18 protein-coding genes are annotated in these 19,601 nt (G+C 72.7%); 11 read left to right on the top strand and 7 right to left on the bottom strand.

Going from position 1 to position 19,601, the window contains the following annotated elements; all coding sequences use genetic code 11:
* Window positions 1-87 precede the first annotated feature (87 nt).
* The 4 genes from lanKC to AFM16_RS01460 all read left to right on the top strand — a co-directional run bounded on the left by lanKC (window position 88) and on the right by AFM16_RS01460 (window position 6,827).
* A complete protein-coding gene (gene lanKC, locus AFM16_RS01470) occupies window positions 88-2,658 on the top strand; it encodes a class III lanthionine synthetase LanKC (RefSeq protein ID WP_078636800.1) in 2,571 nt (856 codons plus the stop codon).
* Window positions 2,659-2,805: 147 nt separating this feature from the next.
* Window positions 2,806-2,931 (top strand): SapB/AmfS family lanthipeptide, encoded by a 126-nt coding sequence (locus AFM16_RS38380; protein WP_107419004.1) that lies wholly within the window; start codon window positions 2,806-2,808, stop codon window positions 2,929-2,931.
* 327 nt (window positions 2,932-3,258) lie between these two features.
* The gene (locus AFM16_RS01465) at window positions 3,259-4,866 is read left to right on the top strand and encodes an ATP-binding cassette domain-containing protein (RefSeq protein ID WP_245177597.1); all 1,608 of its coding nucleotides are present in this window, start codon (window positions 3,259-3,261) and stop codon (window positions 4,864-4,866) included.
* 59 nt (window positions 4,867-4,925) lie between these two features.
* On the top strand, window positions 4,926-6,827 hold the full coding sequence (locus AFM16_RS01460) for an ATP-binding cassette domain-containing protein (RefSeq protein WP_078631800.1): 1,902 nt from the start codon (window positions 4,926-4,928) through the stop codon (window positions 6,825-6,827).
* On the opposite strand, the gene AFM16_RS01455 is transcribed toward AFM16_RS01460, so the two are convergent.
* The 3 genes from AFM16_RS01455 to AFM16_RS01445 are packed head-to-tail and all read right to left on the bottom strand — an operon-like array spanning window position 6,763 to window position 8,355.
* The gene (locus tag AFM16_RS01455; RefSeq protein WP_078631798.1) at window positions 6,763-7,452 is read right to left on the bottom strand and encodes an SDR family oxidoreductase; all 690 of its coding nucleotides are present in this window, start codon (window positions 7,450-7,452) and stop codon (window positions 6,763-6,765) included. The two genes, AFM16_RS01460 and AFM16_RS01455, sit on opposite strands and share 65 nt — an antisense overlap.
* A 35-nt stretch (window positions 7,453-7,487) precedes the next feature.
* Complete coding sequence (locus tag AFM16_RS01450; RefSeq protein ID WP_078631796.1) at window positions 7,488-7,859, bottom strand: hypothetical protein; 372 nt, start codon at window positions 7,857-7,859, stop codon at window positions 7,488-7,490.
* Between the two features lie 16 nt (window positions 7,860-7,875).
* Window positions 7,876-8,355: a hypothetical protein gene (locus AFM16_RS01445; RefSeq protein WP_245177596.1), complete on the bottom strand. Its 480-nt coding sequence runs from the start codon at window positions 8,353-8,355 to the stop codon at window positions 7,876-7,878.
* A gap of 45 nt (window positions 8,356-8,400) precedes the next feature.
* Between AFM16_RS01445 and AFM16_RS39260 the strand changes: the two genes are divergently transcribed.
* Complete coding sequence (locus tag AFM16_RS39260) at window positions 8,401-8,556, top strand: hypothetical protein (protein WP_167797110.1); 156 nt, start codon at window positions 8,401-8,403, stop codon at window positions 8,554-8,556.
* Window positions 8,557-8,587: 31 nt separating this feature from the next.
* Here AFM16_RS39260 and AFM16_RS01440 read toward each other — a convergent pair whose 3' ends face one another.
* The 3 genes from AFM16_RS01440 to AFM16_RS01430 all read right to left on the bottom strand — a co-directional run bounded on the left by AFM16_RS01440 (window position 8,588) and on the right by AFM16_RS01430 (window position 12,300).
* On the bottom strand, window positions 8,588-9,982 hold the full coding sequence (locus AFM16_RS01440) for a DEAD/DEAH box helicase (RefSeq protein WP_078631792.1): 1,395 nt from the start codon (window positions 9,980-9,982) through the stop codon (window positions 8,588-8,590).
* A gap of 189 nt (window positions 9,983-10,171) precedes the next feature.
* Window positions 10,172-11,089 (bottom strand): phosphatase domain-containing protein, encoded by a 918-nt coding sequence (locus AFM16_RS01435; protein ID WP_245177595.1) that lies wholly within the window; start codon window positions 11,087-11,089, stop codon window positions 10,172-10,174.
* A gap of 2 nt (window positions 11,090-11,091) precedes the next feature.
* Entirely contained in the window at window positions 11,092-12,300 is a 1,209-nt protein-coding gene (locus AFM16_RS01430; RefSeq protein ID WP_078631791.1) for an RNA ligase, read from the bottom strand.
* A gap of 194 nt (window positions 12,301-12,494) precedes the next feature.
* On the opposite strand from AFM16_RS01430, the gene AFM16_RS01425 reads away from it, so the two are divergent.
* Window positions 12,495-12,932, top strand: a complete 438-nt coding sequence (locus AFM16_RS01425) for a hypothetical protein (protein WP_078631790.1) — start codon at window positions 12,495-12,497, stop codon at window positions 12,930-12,932.
* Between the two features lie 13 nt (window positions 12,933-12,945).
* Here the strand turns inward: AFM16_RS01425 and AFM16_RS01420 are convergent, their stop codons facing one another.
* Complete coding sequence (locus AFM16_RS01420) at window positions 12,946-14,097, bottom strand: AI-2E family transporter (RefSeq protein WP_256861261.1); 1,152 nt, start codon at window positions 14,095-14,097, stop codon at window positions 12,946-12,948.
* Between the two features lie 320 nt (window positions 14,098-14,417).
* On the opposite strand from AFM16_RS01420, the gene AFM16_RS01415 reads away from it, so the two are divergent.
* From AFM16_RS01415 to AFM16_RS01395, 5 genes are all read left to right on the top strand, one after another.
* Complete coding sequence (locus AFM16_RS01415; protein ID WP_078631788.1) at window positions 14,418-15,179, top strand: DeoR/GlpR family DNA-binding transcription regulator; 762 nt, start codon at window positions 14,418-14,420, stop codon at window positions 15,177-15,179.
* 89 nt (window positions 15,180-15,268) lie between these two features.
* Window positions 15,269-16,627: an ABC transporter substrate-binding protein gene (locus tag AFM16_RS01410; protein WP_030780565.1), complete on the top strand. Its 1,359-nt coding sequence runs from the start codon at window positions 15,269-15,271 to the stop codon at window positions 16,625-16,627.
* A gap of 76 nt (window positions 16,628-16,703) precedes the next feature.
* Entirely contained in the window at window positions 16,704-17,663 is a 960-nt protein-coding gene (locus tag AFM16_RS01405) for a carbohydrate ABC transporter permease (RefSeq protein ID WP_030780562.1), read from the top strand.
* 92 nt (window positions 17,664-17,755) lie between these two features.
* Entirely contained in the window at window positions 17,756-18,556 is an 801-nt protein-coding gene (locus AFM16_RS01400) for a carbohydrate ABC transporter permease (RefSeq protein WP_370628126.1), read from the top strand.
* Entirely contained in the window at window positions 18,553-19,542 is a 990-nt protein-coding gene (locus AFM16_RS01395) for a zinc-dependent alcohol dehydrogenase family protein (RefSeq protein WP_030780556.1), read from the top strand. The genes AFM16_RS01400 and AFM16_RS01395 overlap by 4 nt, the downstream gene beginning before the upstream one ends.
* The last annotated feature ends 59 nt before the right edge of the window (window positions 19,543-19,601 follow it).

Raw genomic sequence — 19,601 nt, 5'->3', positions numbered from 1 at the left:
GCACTCCGAAAGGAGGTTGCCGAGGTGCACCGTGCGTACTGCATCCGTCCGGGAAGGCTTGTCGTAGTGAGGGGGAGCGTTGTGGACATGCGCTACGAGGCGTATTCGTACGCCGACAAGGTGTTCTACGACTCGCCGGTCCGCTGGGCGACCATCGAGGAATTCGCCGCGGTGGGTGAGCCCTTACCCGAGGGCTGGCTCGGCTCCGCCAGGGAGGTGTGGGTGGGCCGTACGCCCGTCGGCGTCGACCTGCCCGACCAGGGCTGGAAGATCCACGTGTCCGCCTGCCCGGACAACGCGGAGCACGTCCTGGCCGTCGTCGGCGAGTACTGCCTCCGCCGGCGCGTGGCCCACAAGTTCCTGCGCAGCCCGGCCCTGGTGCGCACGCAGAACGCCAAGTACGCCTCGCGCGGCTCCAGCGGCAAGTTCATGACCCTCTACCCGGTCGACGAACCCGAGCTGGAGCGATGTCTGACCGACCTCGACGCGGCGCTCACCGGACTGCGCGGACCGTACATCCTCAGCGATCTGCGCTGGCGCCAGGGGCCGCTGTACTTGCGCTACGGCGGGTTCACCGAGCAGTTCTGCCGCTCGGAGACCGGTGAACTCGTCCTGGCCCTGCGTGAACCGTCGGGCCGGCTCCGCCCGGACGTCCGGCGCGCCGTGTTCGAGGTGCCCGACTGGGCCCCCGTCCCGGCCGTCCTGGCCCAGGCCCTCGCCGACCGGGCGACATCGAGCACCGCCGCGTTCCCCTACACCGTGGAACGGGCCCTGCACTTCTCCAACGGCGGCGGCATCTACGTCGCCAGACCCGCCGCCGGCGGCGACCAGGTGGTCCTCAAGGAGGCCCGCCCGGACGCCGGACTCGACCAGCGCGGCGACGACGCCGTCACCCGGCTCCGCAGGGAGCACGACATCCTGCGCCGTCTGGACGGCGTGCCCTCCGTACCGGCCGCCCTCGGATACCTCACCGCCTGGGAACACCACTTCCTGGTCCAGGAGTTCGTGCCCGGCGAGCCCCTGAACCGGTGGTTCGGACAGCGCTACCCCCTGATCCACCCCGACCCGGCCCCCGAGGCCGTCGAGCGCTACCGCGAGGAGGCCCTCGACGTCCTCGGGAAGATCGAGGAGGGGCTGCGCGCCATCCACGCCCGCGGTGTCGTCTTCGGCGATCTGCACCCGCGCAACCTGATCGTCCGCCCGGACGGCCGGGTGTGTTTCGTGGACTTCGAACTCGCCTCCCCGGCCGACGACTTCGTCAGACCCGGACTCGGCGCCGCCGGCTTCGCGGCCCCCGCCGACGTGGAGGGCTACGCCATCGACGAGCACGCCCTCGACGCCCTGCGGCTCTGGATCTTCATGCCGCTCATCCAGCTCACCTCGCTGGACCCGGGAAAACACGACCAGTTGAGCCGGGCCGCGGCCAGACGCTTCGCACTGCCGCCGCGCCCCATATCCCTGACGTCCTCTCACATACCCGGCCCCAGGGACGACTTCGACGCCTCCGCCGCGCTGTTCAGCGGCGACCGCGCCGACTGGCCCGCGCTGCGCGACTCCATGGCCGCGGCGATCACCGCCAGCGCCACCCCGGAACGCACCGACCGCCTCTTCCCCGGTGACCCCAGCCAGTTCACCCACGACGGACTCGGCCTCGCCTACGGCGCGGCGGGCGTCCTGTGGGCCCTGCACACCGTGGGCGCCCCCGTCGACCCAGACCACGTCGAATGGCTCCTCGAAGCCGTCGCCCGCGAACCCGGCCGGCCCGGCCTCTACACCGGCGCGCACGGCGTCGCCTACGCCCTCGACCGGCTCGGCCACGCCCGGCAGGCGCACAACCTCCTCGACCGGCTCCTCAAGGAACCCCTCGACGGCCAGGGCGACGACCTCGCCGCCGGACTCCCCGGCATCGGACTGACGCTGCTGCACTTCGCCGGCACCACCGCCGACAGCTCCCTGCACGCCGTCGCCGCCGACATCGCCGAACGCCTCGCCGCCCGTCTGGAACCCGACGCCGGCCTCCCGGCGCCCGGCCGCCGCGCGGGACTCCTGCACGGCCCCTCAGGAGCCGCCCTGTTCTTCCTCGGCCTGTACGACAGCACCGGCGACGCCGGCCTGCTCGACCTGGCCGACCGGGCACTCGCCCTCGACCTCGCCCGCTGTGTCCTGGGCGACGACGGCACCCTCCAGGTCGACGAAGGCAGCCGGGTGCTGCCCTACCTGGAGACGGGCAGCGCCGGTATCGCCGCCGTGCTCCACACGGCCCTGCGCCACCGCCCCGACCCGGAACGACAACGCAGCCTGGACCGGATGCGCGGGGCCGCCGTACCCGAATTCATCGTGCAGCCCGGCCTGTTCAACGGACGCGCGGGACTGATCCTGCTGCTCCATCTGCTCCAGGACGGCACGTCGGCCCACGAACCGGTGATCCGACGGCACATCCGGCGCCTCGTCTGGCACCTCGTCCCCCATCAGGGGCACGCGGCCTTCCCCGGCGAACAGCTCCTGCGCCTGTCGATGGACCTCGCCACCGGATCCGCCGGCATCCTGCTCGCCCTGGGATCGGCCCTCGCCGACACCCCGGCGCTGCCCTTCTGGACCGGCCGAGGCGTCGCGGATCCCGCGCCGCGCCCGCCCGCCACGGTCCTGCGGACGCCCTGACCGCCGTAGCACCCGATCGACTCGGCGCCTGTGCGCCGGTGCGCCCGAGCGCTGATCACAGGGCACCCCTCCCGCGGCGTCCGCCGTCGCGGCCCAGAGTTTCCGGCAATCGCCGGAAGGCACCAACACAGTGAACAGGAGATCACCATGTCCATCCTCAGCCTGCAGGCCCTGGAGACCCCGGACGAGACCACCGAGTACCTCTCGGTGCTCAGCTCCCTCTCCGTGGTCAACTGCACCAACAGCACCGTCAGCACGCTGCTGTGCCTGTAGTCGCACCCCGCGGGTCGTCCGCCCGCCCCGCGCCGGCGTGACCCGGTGAACAGAGCCGGCCCGGGCTGAGGGACAGCCCGGGCCGGCGTTCGCGTGCCGCCCCGCCGACCAGCCGTGCACCCCCCGGCGGATCGCCCGGCACATCGCCCCGTACATCGCCCGGTTCATCGCGCGCAGGAGCCTCGCATGGGACAGGACCACCGACAGCAGCCCCGGCGGAGCGGGGACCCCGATCCTACGACCGATCCCAGGAGCTGCGACACGGCCCGCGCCCCCACTCGGCAGGGGAGCAGGCCATGGCTGTGGCCCGGCCTCCTCGCCCTGGGCGTGGCCGCGAGTTCCGCCGCCGCGCTGCTCCTGCCCGCCGTCCTCGCCACCGCCGTCGACCGCGACCTGTCCGGCACCACCGGACAGGGCCTCCTGCCGCTCGCCACCGTCCTCGGCGCGCTCACCGCCGCCGAGACCCTCGCCCAGTACGCCGGCCCGCGCGCCACCGCCGAGGCCACCGCGCGCCTGCGCGCCGCCCTGGTACGGCACATCATGGCCGTCGGCCCCCACCCCGCCCGGCGGACGGCGACCGGCGACCTCGCGGCCCGCCTCACGGCGAGCGCGGGCGAGGCCGGACTCAGCACGCAGGCCGCCGTGTACGCCGTCGCCCAACTCGCCATGGCCGCGGGCTCCGTGCTCGCCCTGGCACTGCTCGCCCCGGAACTCGCCGCCGCCTTCCTCGTCACCGCACCGGCCGGCTGGCTGCTGCTCCGACGGCATCTGCGGCGCACCGTGACCCGGGGCGAGGGCTACCAGCGCGCACAGGCAGCCGTCGCCGCCCGCCTCCTGGACGCGCTGGCCGGACACCGCACCATCGCCGCCGCCGGCACCGTCGACCGCGAGATCGAGCGGGTCCTGCGGCCGGTGCCCGAACTCGGCCGCCACGGACGCGCCCTGTGGGACAGCCAGCGCCGCGTCGCCTGGTCCACGGGACTCCTCGCCCCCGCCACGCAGATCACCGTGATCGCCGTCGCCGGACACGAACTCTCCACCGGCACGCTCGGCGCCGGCGGGCTCGTCGCCGCGCTCGGTTACGCCACGCTCGGCCTCGGCGGCTTCGGCGCCGCGCAGAGCCTGCTGGACCTCGCCCGCGCCCGCGCCGGGCACCAGCGGGTACGGGAGGTGCTCGCCGTGCCCCCGCAGCCGCCCGGCCTGCGCGCCCTGCCCCCGGGACCCGGGCGGGTCGAGCTGCGCGGCATCACCGTCCACACCCCCGGCGGCACCGTCCTCGACGGGCTGGACCTCGTGCTGCCCGCACGGCGCTGCGTCGCCCTCGTCGGCCGCTCCGGTTCCGGCACCTCCCTGCTCGCGGCGGTGGCGGGCGGCCTGATGGCCCCCGACCGCGGCACCGTGCTGCTCGACGGCACCCCCCTGGACGAGATCAGCCCCGCCGCCCTGCGCGCCGCCGTCTCCTACGCCTTCTGCGACCCGGAGCTGACCGGCCCCACGGTCCTCGACGCCCTGCGCGCCGCCGCCGACCCGCTCCCCGAGACGCGGGTCCGTGCGGCCGCCCGCGCCGCACAGGCCGACGGGTTCATCCGCCGCCTCCCGGACGGCTACCGCACCCCGCTCGCCGAGGCGCCGCTCTCCGGCGGACAGCGCCAACGCCTCGGCCTCGCCCGCGCCCTGGCCCGCGACAGCCGCCTCCTCGTCCTCGACGACGCCACCTCCAGCCTGGACTCCGCCACCGAGGCCGCGGTCCTGCGCGCCCTGGACGACTCCTACGGCGACCGCACCCGCCTGGTGGTGACCCGCCGCACCGCCACGGCCGCCCGCGCGGACCTCGTGGCCTGGCTGCACGAGGGACACGTCGAAGCCGTCGCCCCGCACCACGAACTGTGGGAGGTGCCCGCCTACCGCGCTCTGTTCCGCGGCACGGACGACTGACCCGCGTCACAAGTCCGGTGACACACAAGGCCGTTGACGACATGAGAGGACGCCCGCCCATGGCGCACCGCACCACCGGCCCACCCCGCACCGACCCGCGCCCGGCGAAGCCCTCCCTCACCGCGGCCCACGGCACCGCCCTGCGCCTGATCCGGGCCGGTCTCACCGCGAACCGCGCCGCCGCGCTCCGGCTGACCTGGTGGACCCTGCTCGCCGCGGCGCCCGCCCTGGTCTCCGGCAAGGCCCTCGCCGTCGCCGTCGACCAGGGCTTCCTGCTGGACCGGCCCCGCACCGCCGCCCTCGGACTCGGCGTGTTCGCCCTGAGCACCCTCGGCGGCGCCTGGGCCGGCCGGCAGACCTACCCCTGGCTCGCCGAGATCGTCGAACCGCTGCGCGACCGGCTGCTGCGCGACGTCGTCACCGGCACCCTGCACCGCGCGACGGCACCCCCGGACGCCTTCCGCACGCCATCGGACGGCTCCGCCGCGGTCGCCGTCGCCCGGCTCACCCGGCAGGTGGAGGCCGTCCGGGACGCGCTCGCCGGCCAGCTCATGCTGCTGTGGCAGTTCGTCCTGACGGTCGCCGCCGTCGTCGCGGGCACGGCCGTCCTGGCCCCCGCCGCCGTCCCGCTGGTCGCCGGCCCGCTGCTCGTCGCCCTGGCCCTCTTCGCCGCCCTCGCGCCCGCCACCGTCCGCAGACAGCGCGCGGCCTTCGACGCCGAGGAGGCGCTGGCGGGCCGTACCGTCGCGACCGTCACCGCCCTGCGCGACATCGTCGCCTGCGGGGCCCAGGAGCACGCCCGACGCGACGCCCTCGACGCCGTCCACACCCATCTGCGCACCGCACGCGCCCTGGCCTCCGTCTCGGCGCTACGGCGGCTCATCGTGGCCCTCGGCGCGCACAGCCCCCTCCTCCTCGTCGTCCTCGCCGCGCCGGACCTGCGCGAGCGGGGCATGACCGCCGGCGCGATCGTGGGCGTGCTCGCCTACGTCCTGGCCACCCTCGAACCCGCCGTCCGGCTGCTGGTGCAGGGGCTCGGCGCCTCCTGGCTGCGGCTCGCCGTGGCCGCCGAACGGCTCGCCGAGGCCGCCCGCCGTCCGGAACCGCCCCCCGACCCCCACCCCGCGCTGCGACCGGTGGACGGTTCGGCGGCGCTGACGGGGATCGTCTTCGCCTACGGCCCCGGGGCCGAACCCGTCCTCGACGGACTCGACCTGACCCTCGCCGACGGCGAACACCTGGTCGTCGTCGGCCCCTCCGGCATCGGCAAGTCGACATTGGCCGCCGTCCTCGCGGGCATGCTGCCGCCCGACAGCGGACGGGCCGCCCTCGGGGGAGCGCCCCTGGACCGCATCGCCCGGCACGACCTGGTCCGGGCCCGGGTCCTGGTGCCGCAGGACCCCTACGTGTTCGCCGGCACCCTGGGCGAGAACCTCCGCTACCTCGCCCCCGACACCCCCGACCACGCCCTCACCGACGCCCTCATGGAACTCGGGCTCGACGGGCTGGCCGAGCGGATCGGGGGAACCGACGGCGCTGTCGACCCGGCCACGCTCTCCTCCGGCGAACGCGCCCTCGTCGCGCTCGCCCGCGCCTATCTCTCGGACGCCCGGCTGGTCGTCCTCGACGAGGTCACCCGGCATCTCGACGCGGCGGCCGAACGACGTGTCGAGGAGGCGTTCCGACGGCGGCCCGGCACCGTCGTCACCCTCGCGCACCGCATGTCCCTGGCCCCGCGCGCGGACCGGGTCCTCCTGCTCGACGGCACCCACCCGAGCACCGGCACCCATGCCGCGCTCCTGGCCCAAGTCCCGCTCTACGCCGAGCTGGTGGGCCACTGGGGGACGGGCGCGGCCGACCCCGGACGCACCGGAGCCGGCCGCACCGCCGCGGGGCTCAGCAGCCCGGGCGCAGCATCAGATCGCTCATCGTCGCGTCCCGCGGCAGATCCAGCGCCGTGACCACGGCGGCCGCCACCGAGGCCGGACTCATATGGGCCTCCGGCTGATAGGGGAGACCGAACTGCTCGTGCAGCCTGACCTGCATGGGCGTGTCCGTCTCCCCGGGATACACGGTGGTCACCCTGACGCCGTGCGCGTACTCCTCCGCCCGCAGCGACTCGGCCAGCGCCTTCAGACCGAACTTGGACGCGGCGTACGCGCTCAGCCGGGGCGGCGCGTGCACGCCCGCACCCGAGTTGACGAACACGACGTGTCCCCGGCCCGCGCGCAACGCGGGCAGCAGCACTCCGGTCAGCTCCGCAGGGGCGACGAGGTTCACCGCGAGCGTGTCCTGCCAGGACTCGGCGCTCAACTCGCCCACCCGGCCCGACTCCACGACCCCGGCCACATGCAGCAGCGAGTCGAGCCGCTCAGGCAGCACCTGCGCCGCCAGCCGGTCGCGTATCGACGCCGGCGCGGACAGATCGGCGACGAGCGTCCGGCTCTCCGGGAACCGGGCACGCAACTCCTCCGCCCGCGCCTCGTTCCGGGCCAGCAGCCACAACTCCTGCCCCCGCGAGGCGAACAGCGCCGCCACCGCCGCGCCGATACCCGAGCCGGCGCCTGTGATCAGGTGAACTCCCATAACCTGATACATACCCCATATGGCGAACTCATCCCTTACGTCTGCCGACGGCTCCGCAGGAAGCGCACCAGGCGGGTGACGCCGTAGCCGAGCAGCCAGGGGAGCAGGGTGATCGCGCCCACGTACACGCCGAGATAGCCGAGGAAGTCGTACACCTGCTGGGGAGTTTCGAGGGCGCCGTCCACCCGCCGCGGCCGCTCCCACCGGCTCAGCGGGAAGACCATGACGACCGCGGAGGTCACCACGGGCCCCAACGGGACCAGCACCGACCACAGTCGAGGCCGCGGCCCGGGCGCCGAGGCGCACCACGCCCCCAACGAGGCCATGGCGAACGGCCCGAACAGCACCCACAGCACGGCCGGGTAGAGCAGCAGCACCCACCACTCGTCGGAGTAACCGAACATCATCGGCGTCTCAACGTCCTCACAGCGTCGGGAAGATGGCGACGAAGAAGAACCAGAGCAGCCCGGCCCAGAAGACCGCCGCCGCCAGCGACACGAGCAGGGAGCTGCGCCACCTCAGCACCAGGAACGGGAACAGGAACAGGGCCGCCCAGTGTCCCGCGACGTCGATGGAGATTCGCGCGGCCTCGTTGAGACTCCGCGCGCGCCCGGAGGCGATACGGCGCAGCAGCCGCTGGGAGACGAAGCCGTAGAGTCCGAACACGATCGGGAAGAACCACAACGGCGTGTACGCGACCAGCTCCGTCTCCGAGAACTCGTCGAACATCACCCCGTAGATCAGCCCGGCCCCCAGCACACCGCCGAGCAGCGCCGTCACGTACAGGGCGGTGAGGACGACCGGCTCGACGGCCCCGGCCGGCACGGGCACCGGTGAGGCGTACGGCACGTCGGGCGGCGGGACCCGCACCACCTGATGGCAGTGCGGACACCGGACATCCATCCCGGCACGGTCGGCCGGGGCCGAGATGAGGTGCCCGCACGAAGCGTGGAAGTGAACCTGCTGACCTGGATTCATGCGCCCTTCCTCGTCCGCCGCCCGGAGCGGGCGCGACTGCAGCCGAAGACGATCCGCGCAAACCTCCGGTTCCCGGCGGGCAGTTGGGACCCGGGCATCGCGATGGTCAGGCATCTGAGCTGCTGAGCACCCCGCAGCCCAAGTCCTCTCGTAGCCCTCAGCGGCCCTTCCGTACCCGGGCCGCCGCCCTGGCCTCCGCCGCCTTGCGGGCCTCTGTCGCCTTGCGGGACTGCTTGGCCGGGCGGCCCGGTTGGGTGCCGAGGCCGCGGAAGGGGGCGTTGCCGGTGGGCTTCGGGCCGGTCGGGGGGCGCTTGGCGCCCGTGAGCGCGGTGAGTTGTGCCTCGCCGGAGCGGACCTGGGTGATCGTGGGGCGGATCCCGGCGTCGGACATCATCCGGTTCACGTCGCGCCGCTGGTTGGGCGTGACCAGGGTGACCACGCGCCCGGACTCGCCGGCCCGTGCCGTGCGTCCGCCGCGGTGGAGGTAGTCCTTGGCGTCGGCCGGCGGGTCGACGTTGACGACGAGGTCCAGCGCGTCGATGTGGATGCCCCGCGCGGCGACGTTCGTGGCGACCAGCACGGTGACCGCGCCCTCCTTGAACTGGGCGAGGGTGTGCGTGCGCTGCGGCTGCGACTTGCCGCTGTGCAGGGCGCCGGCGCGGACCCCGCTGGCCCGCAGATGACGGGTGAACTGGTCCACGCCCGCCTTGGTGTCCAGGAACATCAGCACCCGGCCGTCCCGCGCGGCGATCTCCGTCGCGGTCGCGTACTTGTCGGCGGGGTGGATGTTGAGGACGTGGTGCTCCATCGTGGCGACCGAGCCCGCCACCCGGTCGACGGACACCGCGACCGGGTCGTGCAGGTGGTCGCGCACCAACTGGTCGACGTTGCGGTCGAGCGTCGCCGAGAACAGCAGCCGCTGCCCGTCGGCCGGGACCTGCTCCAGGATCTCCGACACCTGCGGCAGGAACCCCAGGTCGCACATCTGGTCCGCCTCGTCCAGCACCGTGATCCGGACATGGTTCAGATGGCAGTCGCGGCGGGAGACCAGGTCGGTGAGCCGCCCCGGCGTCGCGACCAGCACCTCGACGCCCGCGCGCAGCAGCGCCTGCTGCCGGTTGATGGACAGCCCGCCGACGACCGTACCGAGCCGTACGTTCAGCGTCCGCGCGTACGGCGTGAGCGCGTCGGTCACCTGCTGGGCGAGTTCCCGCGTCGGCACCAGGACCAGCGCGAGCGGCCGCTTCGCCTCCGCGCGCTGGCCCGCCGTCCGTACGAGCAGCGCGAGACCGAAGGCCAGCGTCTTGCCGGAGCCGGTCCGCGCCCGCCCGAGGACGTCTCGTCCCGCCAGCGCGTTCGGCAGGGTCGCCGCCTGGATCGGGAAGGGTTCCGTCACCCCGAGGCCGCTCATCGTCTCCAGCACCCGCGGCGGCAGCCCGAGCGCGTCGAAGGACGCGGCCGGCGGCAGACCGGGGGACTCCGTCCCGGGCGTCGGGAGGTCGTCCCGCGGCGCCGTACGGGGGCGTGCGGACTCCGGCTGCTTCGCGTCCATGGGAGGGGAACCTTTCTGGTCGGGCCCCGGAACGCGCCGGGGCCCGTACACATCGGTACGGGCCCCGGCGGTGTCGAAGCGTGCCCCCATTTTACCAGCGGCCGCCCGGGCATCCAGCGGCCGTCCGGCCACCCGCCGGACCGGGATCGTCCAGGCACCCGCCGGGCCGCGGACACACCGCAGGCCGCGTCAGAAGTTGCCGTAATTGACCTGCCACGTCGGCAGCCCCATCCGGCGCCACACCGCCACGACACGGTCGCGGTCGTCGAGGGAGACCCGGACCGCGAAGCGGTGGCGCACATGCCGGTCGAACAGCTCGGCCTTCACCACGTCGTCGCGGCGACCGTCACCGGCGGCGCGCATCCACAGCTCGTCGTAGGGCACGTCGTGCGCGCGCAGCCACGCCTCCGTCCGCCCGCGGTGCTCCTCGCCGCGCCCGGACAGCAGCACGACGACATCGCCGTCGGCACCCCGGAAGGAGCGCAGCGCCCCGCGCACCGACACGTTCAGCAGGTCCTCCTCGCAGCGCGTGAAGTCGAACGGCCCCCGGTCGCCCCGCAGCGCGAGCGTGCCGTCGATGTCGCACAGGACCGCCGAGGGCAGCGCCGGGTCGGCGGTGTACGGCTCGACGGGCGGCGGAACGTCGTTGAGCCACTCCGCGGTGAGCCGCCAGCCGCCCTTGCGGGCCGTGGTGTGCTTGTCGGCGAGGATCCGGATGATCTCCTCGCCGACCGCCCGCTCCCGCAGCGCGTCGCGCCGCACGCACTCCTCCACCGGCACGTCGGTGAAGTCGTGCACGACGAAGGTGGCCTGTCCGCCCACGGCGGCCTTCAGCCGCTTCGGTATGTGCGGGGTCATGTGCGTGTTGTCCACGACGACGTCGAAACCGCCGTCGACGGCCGCCCGCACCGCCGCGTCCTGGATCGCCAGCACGGTCTGCTCGTGCGCGAACCCGCGGCCGCCTTCAGGCAGCGGAATGTCCAGCATCGCCCGCAGATCGTCGAGGTTGACGCGCCGCATCCGGCCCTCGGACTCCGCCTGGAGGGCGCGTGCGGCGGTGGTCTTCCCCGAGGCCGGAAGCCCCGTCATGACGTGTACGACGGGCACGGTCAGTTCTCCTCATCGGTCTTGAACGGATCGGACGCCTCCGGCCGGGCGGCACGGTAGGTCACCAGCTCGGTCGGACGGCCGTCCAGGCGCAGGAACATGGCGGGGCGCAGCGCCGGGTCGGGCAGCTCCCGCACCGCGCGGGCGAAGGCCCCCCGGTCGCCGGTGAGCGGGGCCAGGGACCGGAACGCCGCGTCGATCGCCCGCTCACGGTCGCCCACCTGCTTGTCGATACCGGCGATGACGGCGCGCACCCAGGCGTCGAACTCGTCCGGCACCTGCTCGAGGAGCGCGTCCAGCGGCCGGCCCCCGGACGCCTCGACGTCCGCCGCCGAGCAGCCGAGCGCCTGCGCCACCTGCTTGGCGGGCAGGCCCGCGAACCGCTGGATGCCGTGCCCGCGCCAGATGTCCCGCTCGGTCACACCGGTCAGCACCTTGTGGAGCCGGACGTACTCGGCGAGCTTGGCCTTGGCCCGCACACCCGACGCGAACCGTAGGACGAACCCCTCGGCCTCGATGCCGGTGGCGGCCCGGCCGCCGGGCAGCCGGTTGTCCTCGGCCAGCGCCAGCAGCTCGGCGAGCGGCATGGCGGGCCACACGGTGACGACCGATCCGATGCCCGCCCAGTGGAGCGCCGCCTCGGACAGGCCGACCTCCGTGCCGTCCTTGCCGAACGCGGCCAGCAGCACCAGATCACGGCGGTCGCCGTAGTCGACGACGATACGATTCTGCGGGTACAGGATCTCGGCCAGGTAGGTCACCCCGGGAACCAGCCGCGAGGTGTCCTTCCCGTCCAGCAGCCGCTGCGCCCAGGTGGCCTGCGCGCTGATGAACGACCCCTTGGACGCCACCCGCCACCGGTCCGCGTAGTGGAAGACGACGGCCAGGCTGCCGTCGACCTTGTCGTACACCTCGAACGGCTCGTCGGGGAGGCTCGGCGCGTAGGGCTGACCGGCCTCGTGCTCACCGACGTTGAAGAACTTCGGCAGCGGAAGCGCCACGATCTCCCCGGTGGCGTCGTCGGCCACGAGACCCCGGCAGCGGGTCGTCACCCGGTTCCACACCCGCTCGTACTGGCATGTCCTCGTGTACGTGTAGATGGACAGCGGCAGTTCCGGGTGCGACTTGCGCGTGACGTGCCCCGCGTCGAGAGCGGCGGCCAGCTCGTGCGGCGGCAGCAGCTCATGGAGAGTCAGGTGGTCCTGGCTCATGGTTCCCTCCCCTTGGTGGACCCCGATTGTGACGTGCGGGCAACCCCGGTGACCAGCCAATTTGACCGCCCCGACTGTCACACGCCCGTCCCCGCCCCGTTACAGACCCCCACCGAACGCCCCCGGCGGGCCCGTCCGCGATGCCCGCCGTGCCACCATGCCGGGGCACGCATCATGTCCAGGGGGGACACATCATGCAGACCCGTACGCGCACCCACGCAGCCGTCACCACCACGCTGCTCCTCGTCGCCCTTACCGCCTGCTCCTCCTCCGACGGCGGCACCCCCGCCGACAGCGAGCCCACGATCAGCGTTCCCGCCGAGCACCAGGGCGACGACCTGGAGGCCGCCGTCGCCGTCTACACCGCCTCCTACTTCGCCGGTGACGCGGACACGGCGTACGGCATGCTCTCCGCGCGCTGCGCCGAGGAGACGACGAAGGACGCCTACACCGCCGTCGTGAAACAGGCGGCGGCCGACCACGGCGCCGACCACCCCCTGACCGACCTGCGCGCCGAGGTGTCCGGCACGACGGGGCACGCCACCTACAAGGTCACGGGACTGCCGGAGTTCGACAAGAAGGCACAGCCCTGGACGCTGGAGGACGGCGCCTGGAAGTACGACGACTGCTGAACCGGGCCCCCGCCTACGGAGGATCAGCGGCCTGCGGGGGATCAGCGGCCTGCGGGGGATCGGCGGCGGGAGCCTTCAGCGCCTGGTACACCGCCCACACCACGGCCACCAGCGGTACGGCGACCACCGCGCCGATCACCCCCGCCGCGACCGCCCCGCCGACGACCGCCAGGGCGACCACCACCGGATGCAGCCGCACCGCCCAGCTCATCACCAGGGGGTGCAGCAGATGGCCCTCGATCTGTCCGATGACGACGATCAGGGCCACGACCACCAGCGCGATGAAGGGCCCCTTCGACGCGAGCGCGACGACGGCCGCGACCGCCAGCGCGATCGGCGAGCCGATCAGGGGGATGAACGCGGCCAGGAACTCCAGGAGCGCCAGCGGCATGGCGAGCGGCACCCCGAGCGCGAACAGGGCGATGCCCACGAGGACCGCGTTGGTCGCCGCGACCAGCAGGATGCCGTGCGTGTACCCGGTGAAGGTCCGCCACGCGGCCCGGCCCCCGACCGTGAACCGCCGGCGCGCCCCCTCGGGGAGCTGAGCGCACACCCACCGCCACTGCCGGTCCCCGGAGTGCGTGAAGAACACGGCGCAGAACAGGGCCAGGGCGAGTACGGTCAGCACCTCGACCAGCCGGCTCGCGCCGCTGAGCGCCGTACTGATGAGGGTGGAGCGGTGGCTCGAAAGGAGTCTGCCGATCCGGGACTGGAGGTCGTCGAAGGCGTCCGGCGGGAACCGGAAGGGCGGGTCCTCCAACTGGCGCTCGATGCGGTCGATGCCCGCCACGAACTCCTTCTCCAGCCCGCTGCGCTGATCCGCGGCGGTCTCGCCGACCAGGGCGAGCACGCCGAGGACGAGGACGATGCCGCCGATCAGCGCGGTCGCCACCGCGAGCGGCCGGGGCAGGAACCGGGCGAGGAGACCGACCACCGGGCGCAGCACGGCGGTGATGACGAGGCCGAGGAAGACGGCGACGGCGATCCGGTGGAACTGCCCGAGCACGGAGAACGTGACGTGGACGACCACGCCGACCGCGATGATCCGCCACGCGTACGCGGCCGCGGTCCGCAGCACGTCCGGGACGCGCGGCTCCTCGCCGCTCCGCCGTGCGGGCTGCCGGGCGGACGGCCGGGCGGGCCGGCCGGGAGGAGGTGGGGGCATCTCATGCTCGTACCACTCGCCGGCCGCCGGCCCGCGGCACGGGCCCGGAGTTCCCCCGAAGGCCGGTACCGGACACCGGCCGCCCAGCCCGCCCGCCCCCGCCCGGCGGTGAAACGGGCAGAGAACGGGCACGCTCCGGGGCCAAGCAGGCGTCGAAATCCCGAACGGGGACCTGTCAAAGGGCTCTGACCTGGGATTATGTACCTCCGGTCACGGCCACATTCGGTCACGATCCGCTGGTGGACGAGCCTGGCCACCATGTGCGATCCCCTTGTAGAAATTTGGCCAACCGGACAGAGACGTCAGACGGAGGTGCAGCCATGGATGCCGAGGAGCGCAGGCACGGGATCCTGGAAGCGGCACGCCGTGACGGGGCCGTCGACGTCAAGGACCTCGCCGGCACGCTCGGCGTCTCGCCCGAGACCGTACGGCGTGATCTGAACGCGCTGGAACGGCACGGGCTCGTCCGCCGCACCCACGGCGGCGCGTACCCCGTCGAGAGCGCCGGTTTCGAGACGACGCTCGCCTTCCGCGCCACCGACCACGTCCCGGAGAAGAACCGGATCGCGGCGGCCGCCGCCGCGCTCCTCGGGGACGCCGAGACCGTCTACATCGACGAGGGCTACACCCCGCAGCTCATCGCCGCCGCACTCCCGCGCGACCGGCCCCTGACCGTGGTCACCTCCTCGCTCACCACGGCCGGCGCCCTCGCCTGCGCCCGCAACATCAGCGTCCTGCTCCTCGGCGGGCGGGTGCGCGGCGGCACGCTCGCCACGGTCGACCACTGGGCCACCCACATGCTGTCCGGCTTCGTCATCGATCTGGCGTACGTCGGCGCGAACGGCATCTCCCGCGAGTACGGGCTCACCACGCCCGACCCCGCGGTCAGCCAGGTGAAGGCACAGGTCGTCCGCGTCGCCCGGCGCCGCGTGTTCTCCGGTGTGCACACCAAGTTCGGCGCCGTGAGCTTCTGCCCCTTCGCGAAGATCACGGACTTCGAGGCCATCGTCACCGACACCGGCCTCAGCAACTCCGAGGCCCAACGCTACGCACTGCTGGGACCACAGGTCATCCAGGCGTGAACCCCCACGTCCTCCGCTCTTCTCTCTCATCCCACCCGCACGGCCAGGGCACGACCTCCCGCGCCCATGAAAATCTCCTGGAGTCAGTCATGCGCACAAGAAGAACGCTCCACCTCCTCGCCACGAGCGCGGCGGCGGGCTCGCTGCTGGTCGGCTGTAGCGGGGCCGGCGGCTCCTCGGGCTCGGACGGCGGCGGGAAGACCATCAACGTGCTGATGGTCGGCAACCCGCAGATGGAGGACATCGCGAAGCTGACCGAGAGCACCTTCACCAAGGACACCGGCATCAAGGTCAAGTTCACGATCCTTCCCGAGAACGAGCTGCGCGACAAGGTCACCCAGGACGTCGCCACCCAGGCCGGCCAGTACGACGTCGCCACCATCGGCGCCTACGAGGTCCCCATCTGGGAGAAGAACGGCTGGCTGCACGAACTCAGCTCCTACGCCGACCAGGACACCGCCTTCGACAAGGGCGACCTGCTCAAGCCGATCGTCACCTCCCTGTCCGGCTCCGACGGCAAGCTGTACGCCCTGCCGTTCTACGGCGAGTCGTCCATGCTCATGTACAACAAGGACGTCATGGCGGCGAAGGGCATCACGGTGCCCGAGCACCCGACCTGGCCGCAGATAGCCGACATCGCCGCCAAGGTCGACGGCGCCGAGCCGGGCATGCGCGGCATCTGCCTGCGCGGTCTCGCCGGCTGGGGCGAGCTGGGCGCCACCCTGACGACCGTCGTCAACACCTACGGCGGCACCTGGTTCACGAAGGACTGGAAGGCCGAGGTCGACAGCCCCGCCTTCAAGAAGGCCACCAACTTCTACGTCGACCTGGTGCGCGAACACGGACAGGCCGGCGCCGCCCAGTCCGGCTTCACCGAGTGCCTGAACGCGATGAGCCAGAAGAAGGCCGCCATGTGGTACGACGCCACCAGCGCCGCCGGATCCCTGGAGGACGCCAAGACCAGCAAGATCGCCGGCCATGTCGGCTACGCGTACGCGCCGACCGTCGAGACGAAGAGCAGCGGCTGGCTCTGGTCCTGGGCCTGGGCCATGCCCAAGACCACCAAGAAGGCCGACGCCGCCTCGAAGTTCATGCTGTGGGCCTCCGGCAAGGAGTACGAGAAGCTCGTCGGCGAGAAGCTCGGCTGGTCGCGCGTCCCGGCCGGCAAGCGGGCCAGCACCTACGCCCTGCCCGAGTACAGCAAGGCCGCCGGTTCCTTCGGTGACATCACCCTGAAGTCCATCGAGGCGGCCGACCCGGCGAACCCGGGCGTGCAGCCCCGGCCCACCGTCGGCGTGCAGTACGTGGCCATCCCCGAGTTCCAGGACCTCGGCACCAAGGTCACCCAGGAGATCTCCGCCGCCATCGCCGGCAAGACCACCGTCGACAAGGCCCTGAAGGACGGCCAGAAGCTCGCCGAGGACGTCGCCGAGACCTACCAGAAGTGACGCCCGCAGCCCGGCCGGCCGCACACCGGCCGGGCCCCGCTTCCCCACCCCCGCCGGCCCCGGCGAAGGACCTCACATGACCACGCTCACCCACCCGCCCCGCACGGCGTCCCCGCCGGCCCGCCCGCGCAGGACCGCGGGCGACGGGAAATGGCGCCGCCGCATCCCCCTGCTGCCGGCGCTCGTCTTCACCGTCGTCGTCACCCAGCTCCCGTTCGTGGCGACCCTCGTCATCTCCACCTTCGAGTGGAACATCCTCAAGCCGGGCAACCGCCACTTCGTCGGTCTCGCCAACTTCAAGTTCGTCTTCACCGACGAACGGCTGCGCACCGCCGTGCTCAACACCGTCGTCCTCACGGCGTCGGTGGTGCTCATCAGCGTGCTCCTCGGCCTCGGCCTGGCGATGCTGCTCGACCGCCGGTTCGCGGGCCGCGGCCTGGCCCGCACCCTGCTCATCGCGCCGTTCCTGGTGATGCCGGTCGCGGCCGCGCTGCTGTGGAAGCACGCCATCTACAACCCCGACTACGGCCTGCTCAACGGCACCCTCAACGCCGTGTACCGGCTCTTCGGCGCCGACAACGGCCCCACCGTCGACTGGATCTCCTCCTACCCGATGCCCGCGGTCGTGGTCTCGCTGGTCTGGCAGTGGACGCCGTTCATGATGCTGATCCTGCTGGCCGGCCTCCAGGCACAGCCCGGCGACGTCCTGGAGGCGGCCCGCGTCGACGGGGCGTCGGCCATGGCGACCTTCCGCCACATCACGCTGCCGCATCTGCGCCAGTACATCGAGCTGGGCATCCTGCTCGGCACCATCTACGTCGTCCAGACCTTCGACGCCGTCTACACCATCACCCAGGGCGGCCCCGGCTCGCAGACGACGAACCTGCCCTACGAGATCTACCTGACCATGTTCCGCAAGTACGAGTACGGCCAGGCCGCCGCGGCCGGAGTCGTCGTCGTGCTCGGCTCCATCGTGATCGCGACGTTCGCGCTGCGCACCATCGCGTCGCTGTTCCGCGAGGAGGTGTCCCGGTGACCGCACACGCGTCCGCCGCCCCCGGCGCTCGGCTGAAGAAGCTCGTCCGCCGCGACGGGGCACGCAGCGCGGCCCCCGACGCCGCGCACCGCCTGTCCCCGCTGTGGACCTTCGTCGCCTGGCTCGCCACGCTCGCGTTCTTCGCCCCGGTGGCGTGGATGGTCCTCACCTCCTTCCACCAGGAGGCGGACGCGGCCACCAACCCGCCGAGCCCGCTGGCCACGCCCACCTTCGACCAGTACCGGCTGCTGTTCAGCCGGGACATCACGCCCTTCCTCCTCAACTCCGCCATGGCGAGCGTCATCTCGACGCTGCTGGTGCTGGCCCTCGCGGTGCCGACGGCCTACGCGCTGTCCATCAAGCCGGTCGAGAAGTGGACCGACGTGATGTTCTTCTTCCTGTCCACGAAGTTCCTGCCGGCCATCGCGGCCCTCCTGCCGGTCTATCTGATCGTCAAGGACGCCGGAATGCTCGACAACGTGTGGACGCTGGTCGTCCTCTACACCGCCATGAACCTCCCGATCGCGGTGTGGATGATGCGCTCGTTCCTCGCCGAGGTGCCCAAGGAGATCCTGGAGGCCGCCGAGGTCGACGGCGCCGGACTGCCGACCGTGCTGCTGCGGATCGTCGCCCCGGTCGCCATGCCCGGACTCGCCGCCACCTCGCTGATCTGCTTCATCTTCAGTTGGAACGAGTTCATGTTCGCCGTGAACCTGACCGCCACCAACGCCTCGACCGCGCCGGTCTTCCTCGTCGGGTTCATCACCAGCGAGGGCCTCTTCCTCGCGCGCCTGTGCGCCGCCGCCACGCTGGTCTCCCTGCCGGTCCTCATCGCCGGTTTCGCCGCCCAGGACAAACTGGTCCGCGGCCTGTCCCTAGGAGCAGTCAAGTGAAAGCCGCCGTCATCGAAGCCCCCGGCAAGGTCACCGTCACCACGGTGCCCGACCCCACGCCCGGGCCGCGGGACGTCGTCGTCGACGTGTCGGCCTGCGGACTGTGCGGCACCGATCTGCACATCCTGGAGGGCGAGTTCGCCCCCACCCTGCCGATCGTGCCGGGCCACGAGTTCGCCGGGGAGGTCGTCGGCCTCGGCAGCCAGGTCACCGAACTCGCGCTCGGCGACCGGGTCGCCGTCGACCCCTCGCTGTACTGCCACGAGTGCCGCTACTGCCGTATCGGGCACAACAACCTGTGCGACCGCTGGCAGGCCATCGGCGTGACCGTGCCCGGCGGCGCCGCCGAGTACGCCGTCGCCCCCGTCGCCAACTGCGTACGCCTGCCCGACCACATCGACGTCCAGGACGCGGCCCTCATCGAGCCGCTGTCCTGCGCGGTGCGCGGCTACGACGTCCTCAACAGCCGCCTCGGCGCCCATGTGCTGATCTACGGCAGCGGGACCATGGGCCTGATGATGCTGGAGCTGGCCAAGCGCACGGGCGCCGTGTCCGTGGACGTCGTCGACATCAACCCCGAGCGCCTCGCCACCGCCGAGAAGCTCGGCTGCTCGCAGTCGGGGCTCTCCGCCGACGAGCTGGGCCGCCCCGGCGGCTGGGACGTGGTGATCGACGCCACCGGCAACGCCGCCGCCATCCAGGACGGCCTGGAGCGGGTCGCCAAGGCCGGCACGTTCCTCCAGTTCGGCGTCTCCGACTACGCGACGACGGCCACCATCTCGCCGTACAAGATCTACAACCAGGAGATCACCATCACCGGCTCGATGGCGGTCCTGCACAGCTACGAGCGGGCGGCGGAACTGTTCGCCGCCGGGGTGCTCGACCCGCGGGTCTTCATCAGCGACCGGCTGTCCCTGGACGAGTACCCGCGGGCGCTGGAGCGGTTCGCCGCCGGCCAGGGGCGCAAGATCGTCGTCGTGCCCTGACCCGGACCCGCCCCCGCAGGGTGCGATCGGCGTGCCGGACGTTCCGGCCGGCACGCCGA

It is taken from the genome of Streptomyces antibioticus (assembly GCF_002019855.1).
In the GTDB taxonomy this organism is placed as follows: domain Bacteria; phylum Actinomycetota; class Actinomycetes; order Streptomycetales; family Streptomycetaceae; genus Streptomyces; species Streptomyces antibioticus_B.
The sequence above is the reverse complement of the archived record's forward strand: the minus strand, read 5'-3'. Positions and strand labels throughout refer to the sequence as shown.

What these genes read in the sequence shown, in the direction of transcription:
- lanKC (WP_078636800.1), top strand. Translation starts at nt 88, where the DNA reads ATGCGCTACGAGGCGTATTCGTACGCCGACAAGGTGTTCTACGACTCG.
- AFM16_RS38380 (WP_107419004.1), top strand. Translation starts at nt 2,806, where the DNA reads ATGTCCATCCTCAGCCTGCAGGCCCTGGAGACCCCGGACGAGACCACC.
- AFM16_RS01460 (WP_078631800.1), top strand. Translation starts at nt 4,926, where the DNA reads ATGGCGCACCGCACCACCGGCCCACCCCGCACCGACCCGCGCCCGGCG.
- AFM16_RS01455 (WP_078631798.1), bottom strand. Translation starts at nt 7,452, where the DNA reads ATGGGAGTTCACCTGATCACAGGCGCCGGCTCGGGTATCGGCGCGGCG.
- AFM16_RS01450 (WP_078631796.1), bottom strand. Translation starts at nt 7,859, where the DNA reads ATGATGTTCGGTTACTCCGACGAGTGGTGGGTGCTGCTGCTCTACCCG.
- AFM16_RS01445 (WP_245177596.1), bottom strand. Translation starts at nt 8,355, where the DNA reads ATGGATGTCCGGTGTCCGCACTGCCATCAGGTGGTGCGGGTCCCGCCG.
- AFM16_RS01440 (WP_078631792.1), bottom strand. Translation starts at nt 9,982, where the DNA reads ATGGACGCGAAGCAGCCGGAGTCCGCACGCCCCCGTACGGCGCCGCGG.
- AFM16_RS01430 (WP_078631791.1), bottom strand. Translation starts at nt 12,300, where the DNA reads ATGAGCCAGGACCACCTGACTCTCCATGAGCTGCTGCCGCCGCACGAG.
- AFM16_RS01425 (WP_078631790.1), top strand. Translation starts at nt 12,495, where the DNA reads ATGCAGACCCGTACGCGCACCCACGCAGCCGTCACCACCACGCTGCTC.
- AFM16_RS01420 (WP_256861261.1), bottom strand. Translation starts at nt 14,097, where the DNA reads ATGCCCCCACCTCCTCCCGGCCGGCCCGCCCGGCCGTCCGCCCGGCAG.
- AFM16_RS01415 (WP_078631788.1), top strand. Translation starts at nt 14,418, where the DNA reads ATGGATGCCGAGGAGCGCAGGCACGGGATCCTGGAAGCGGCACGCCGT.
- AFM16_RS01410 (WP_030780565.1), top strand. Translation starts at nt 15,269, where the DNA reads ATGCGCACAAGAAGAACGCTCCACCTCCTCGCCACGAGCGCGGCGGCG.
- AFM16_RS01405 (WP_030780562.1), top strand. Translation starts at nt 16,704, where the DNA reads ATGACCACGCTCACCCACCCGCCCCGCACGGCGTCCCCGCCGGCCCGC.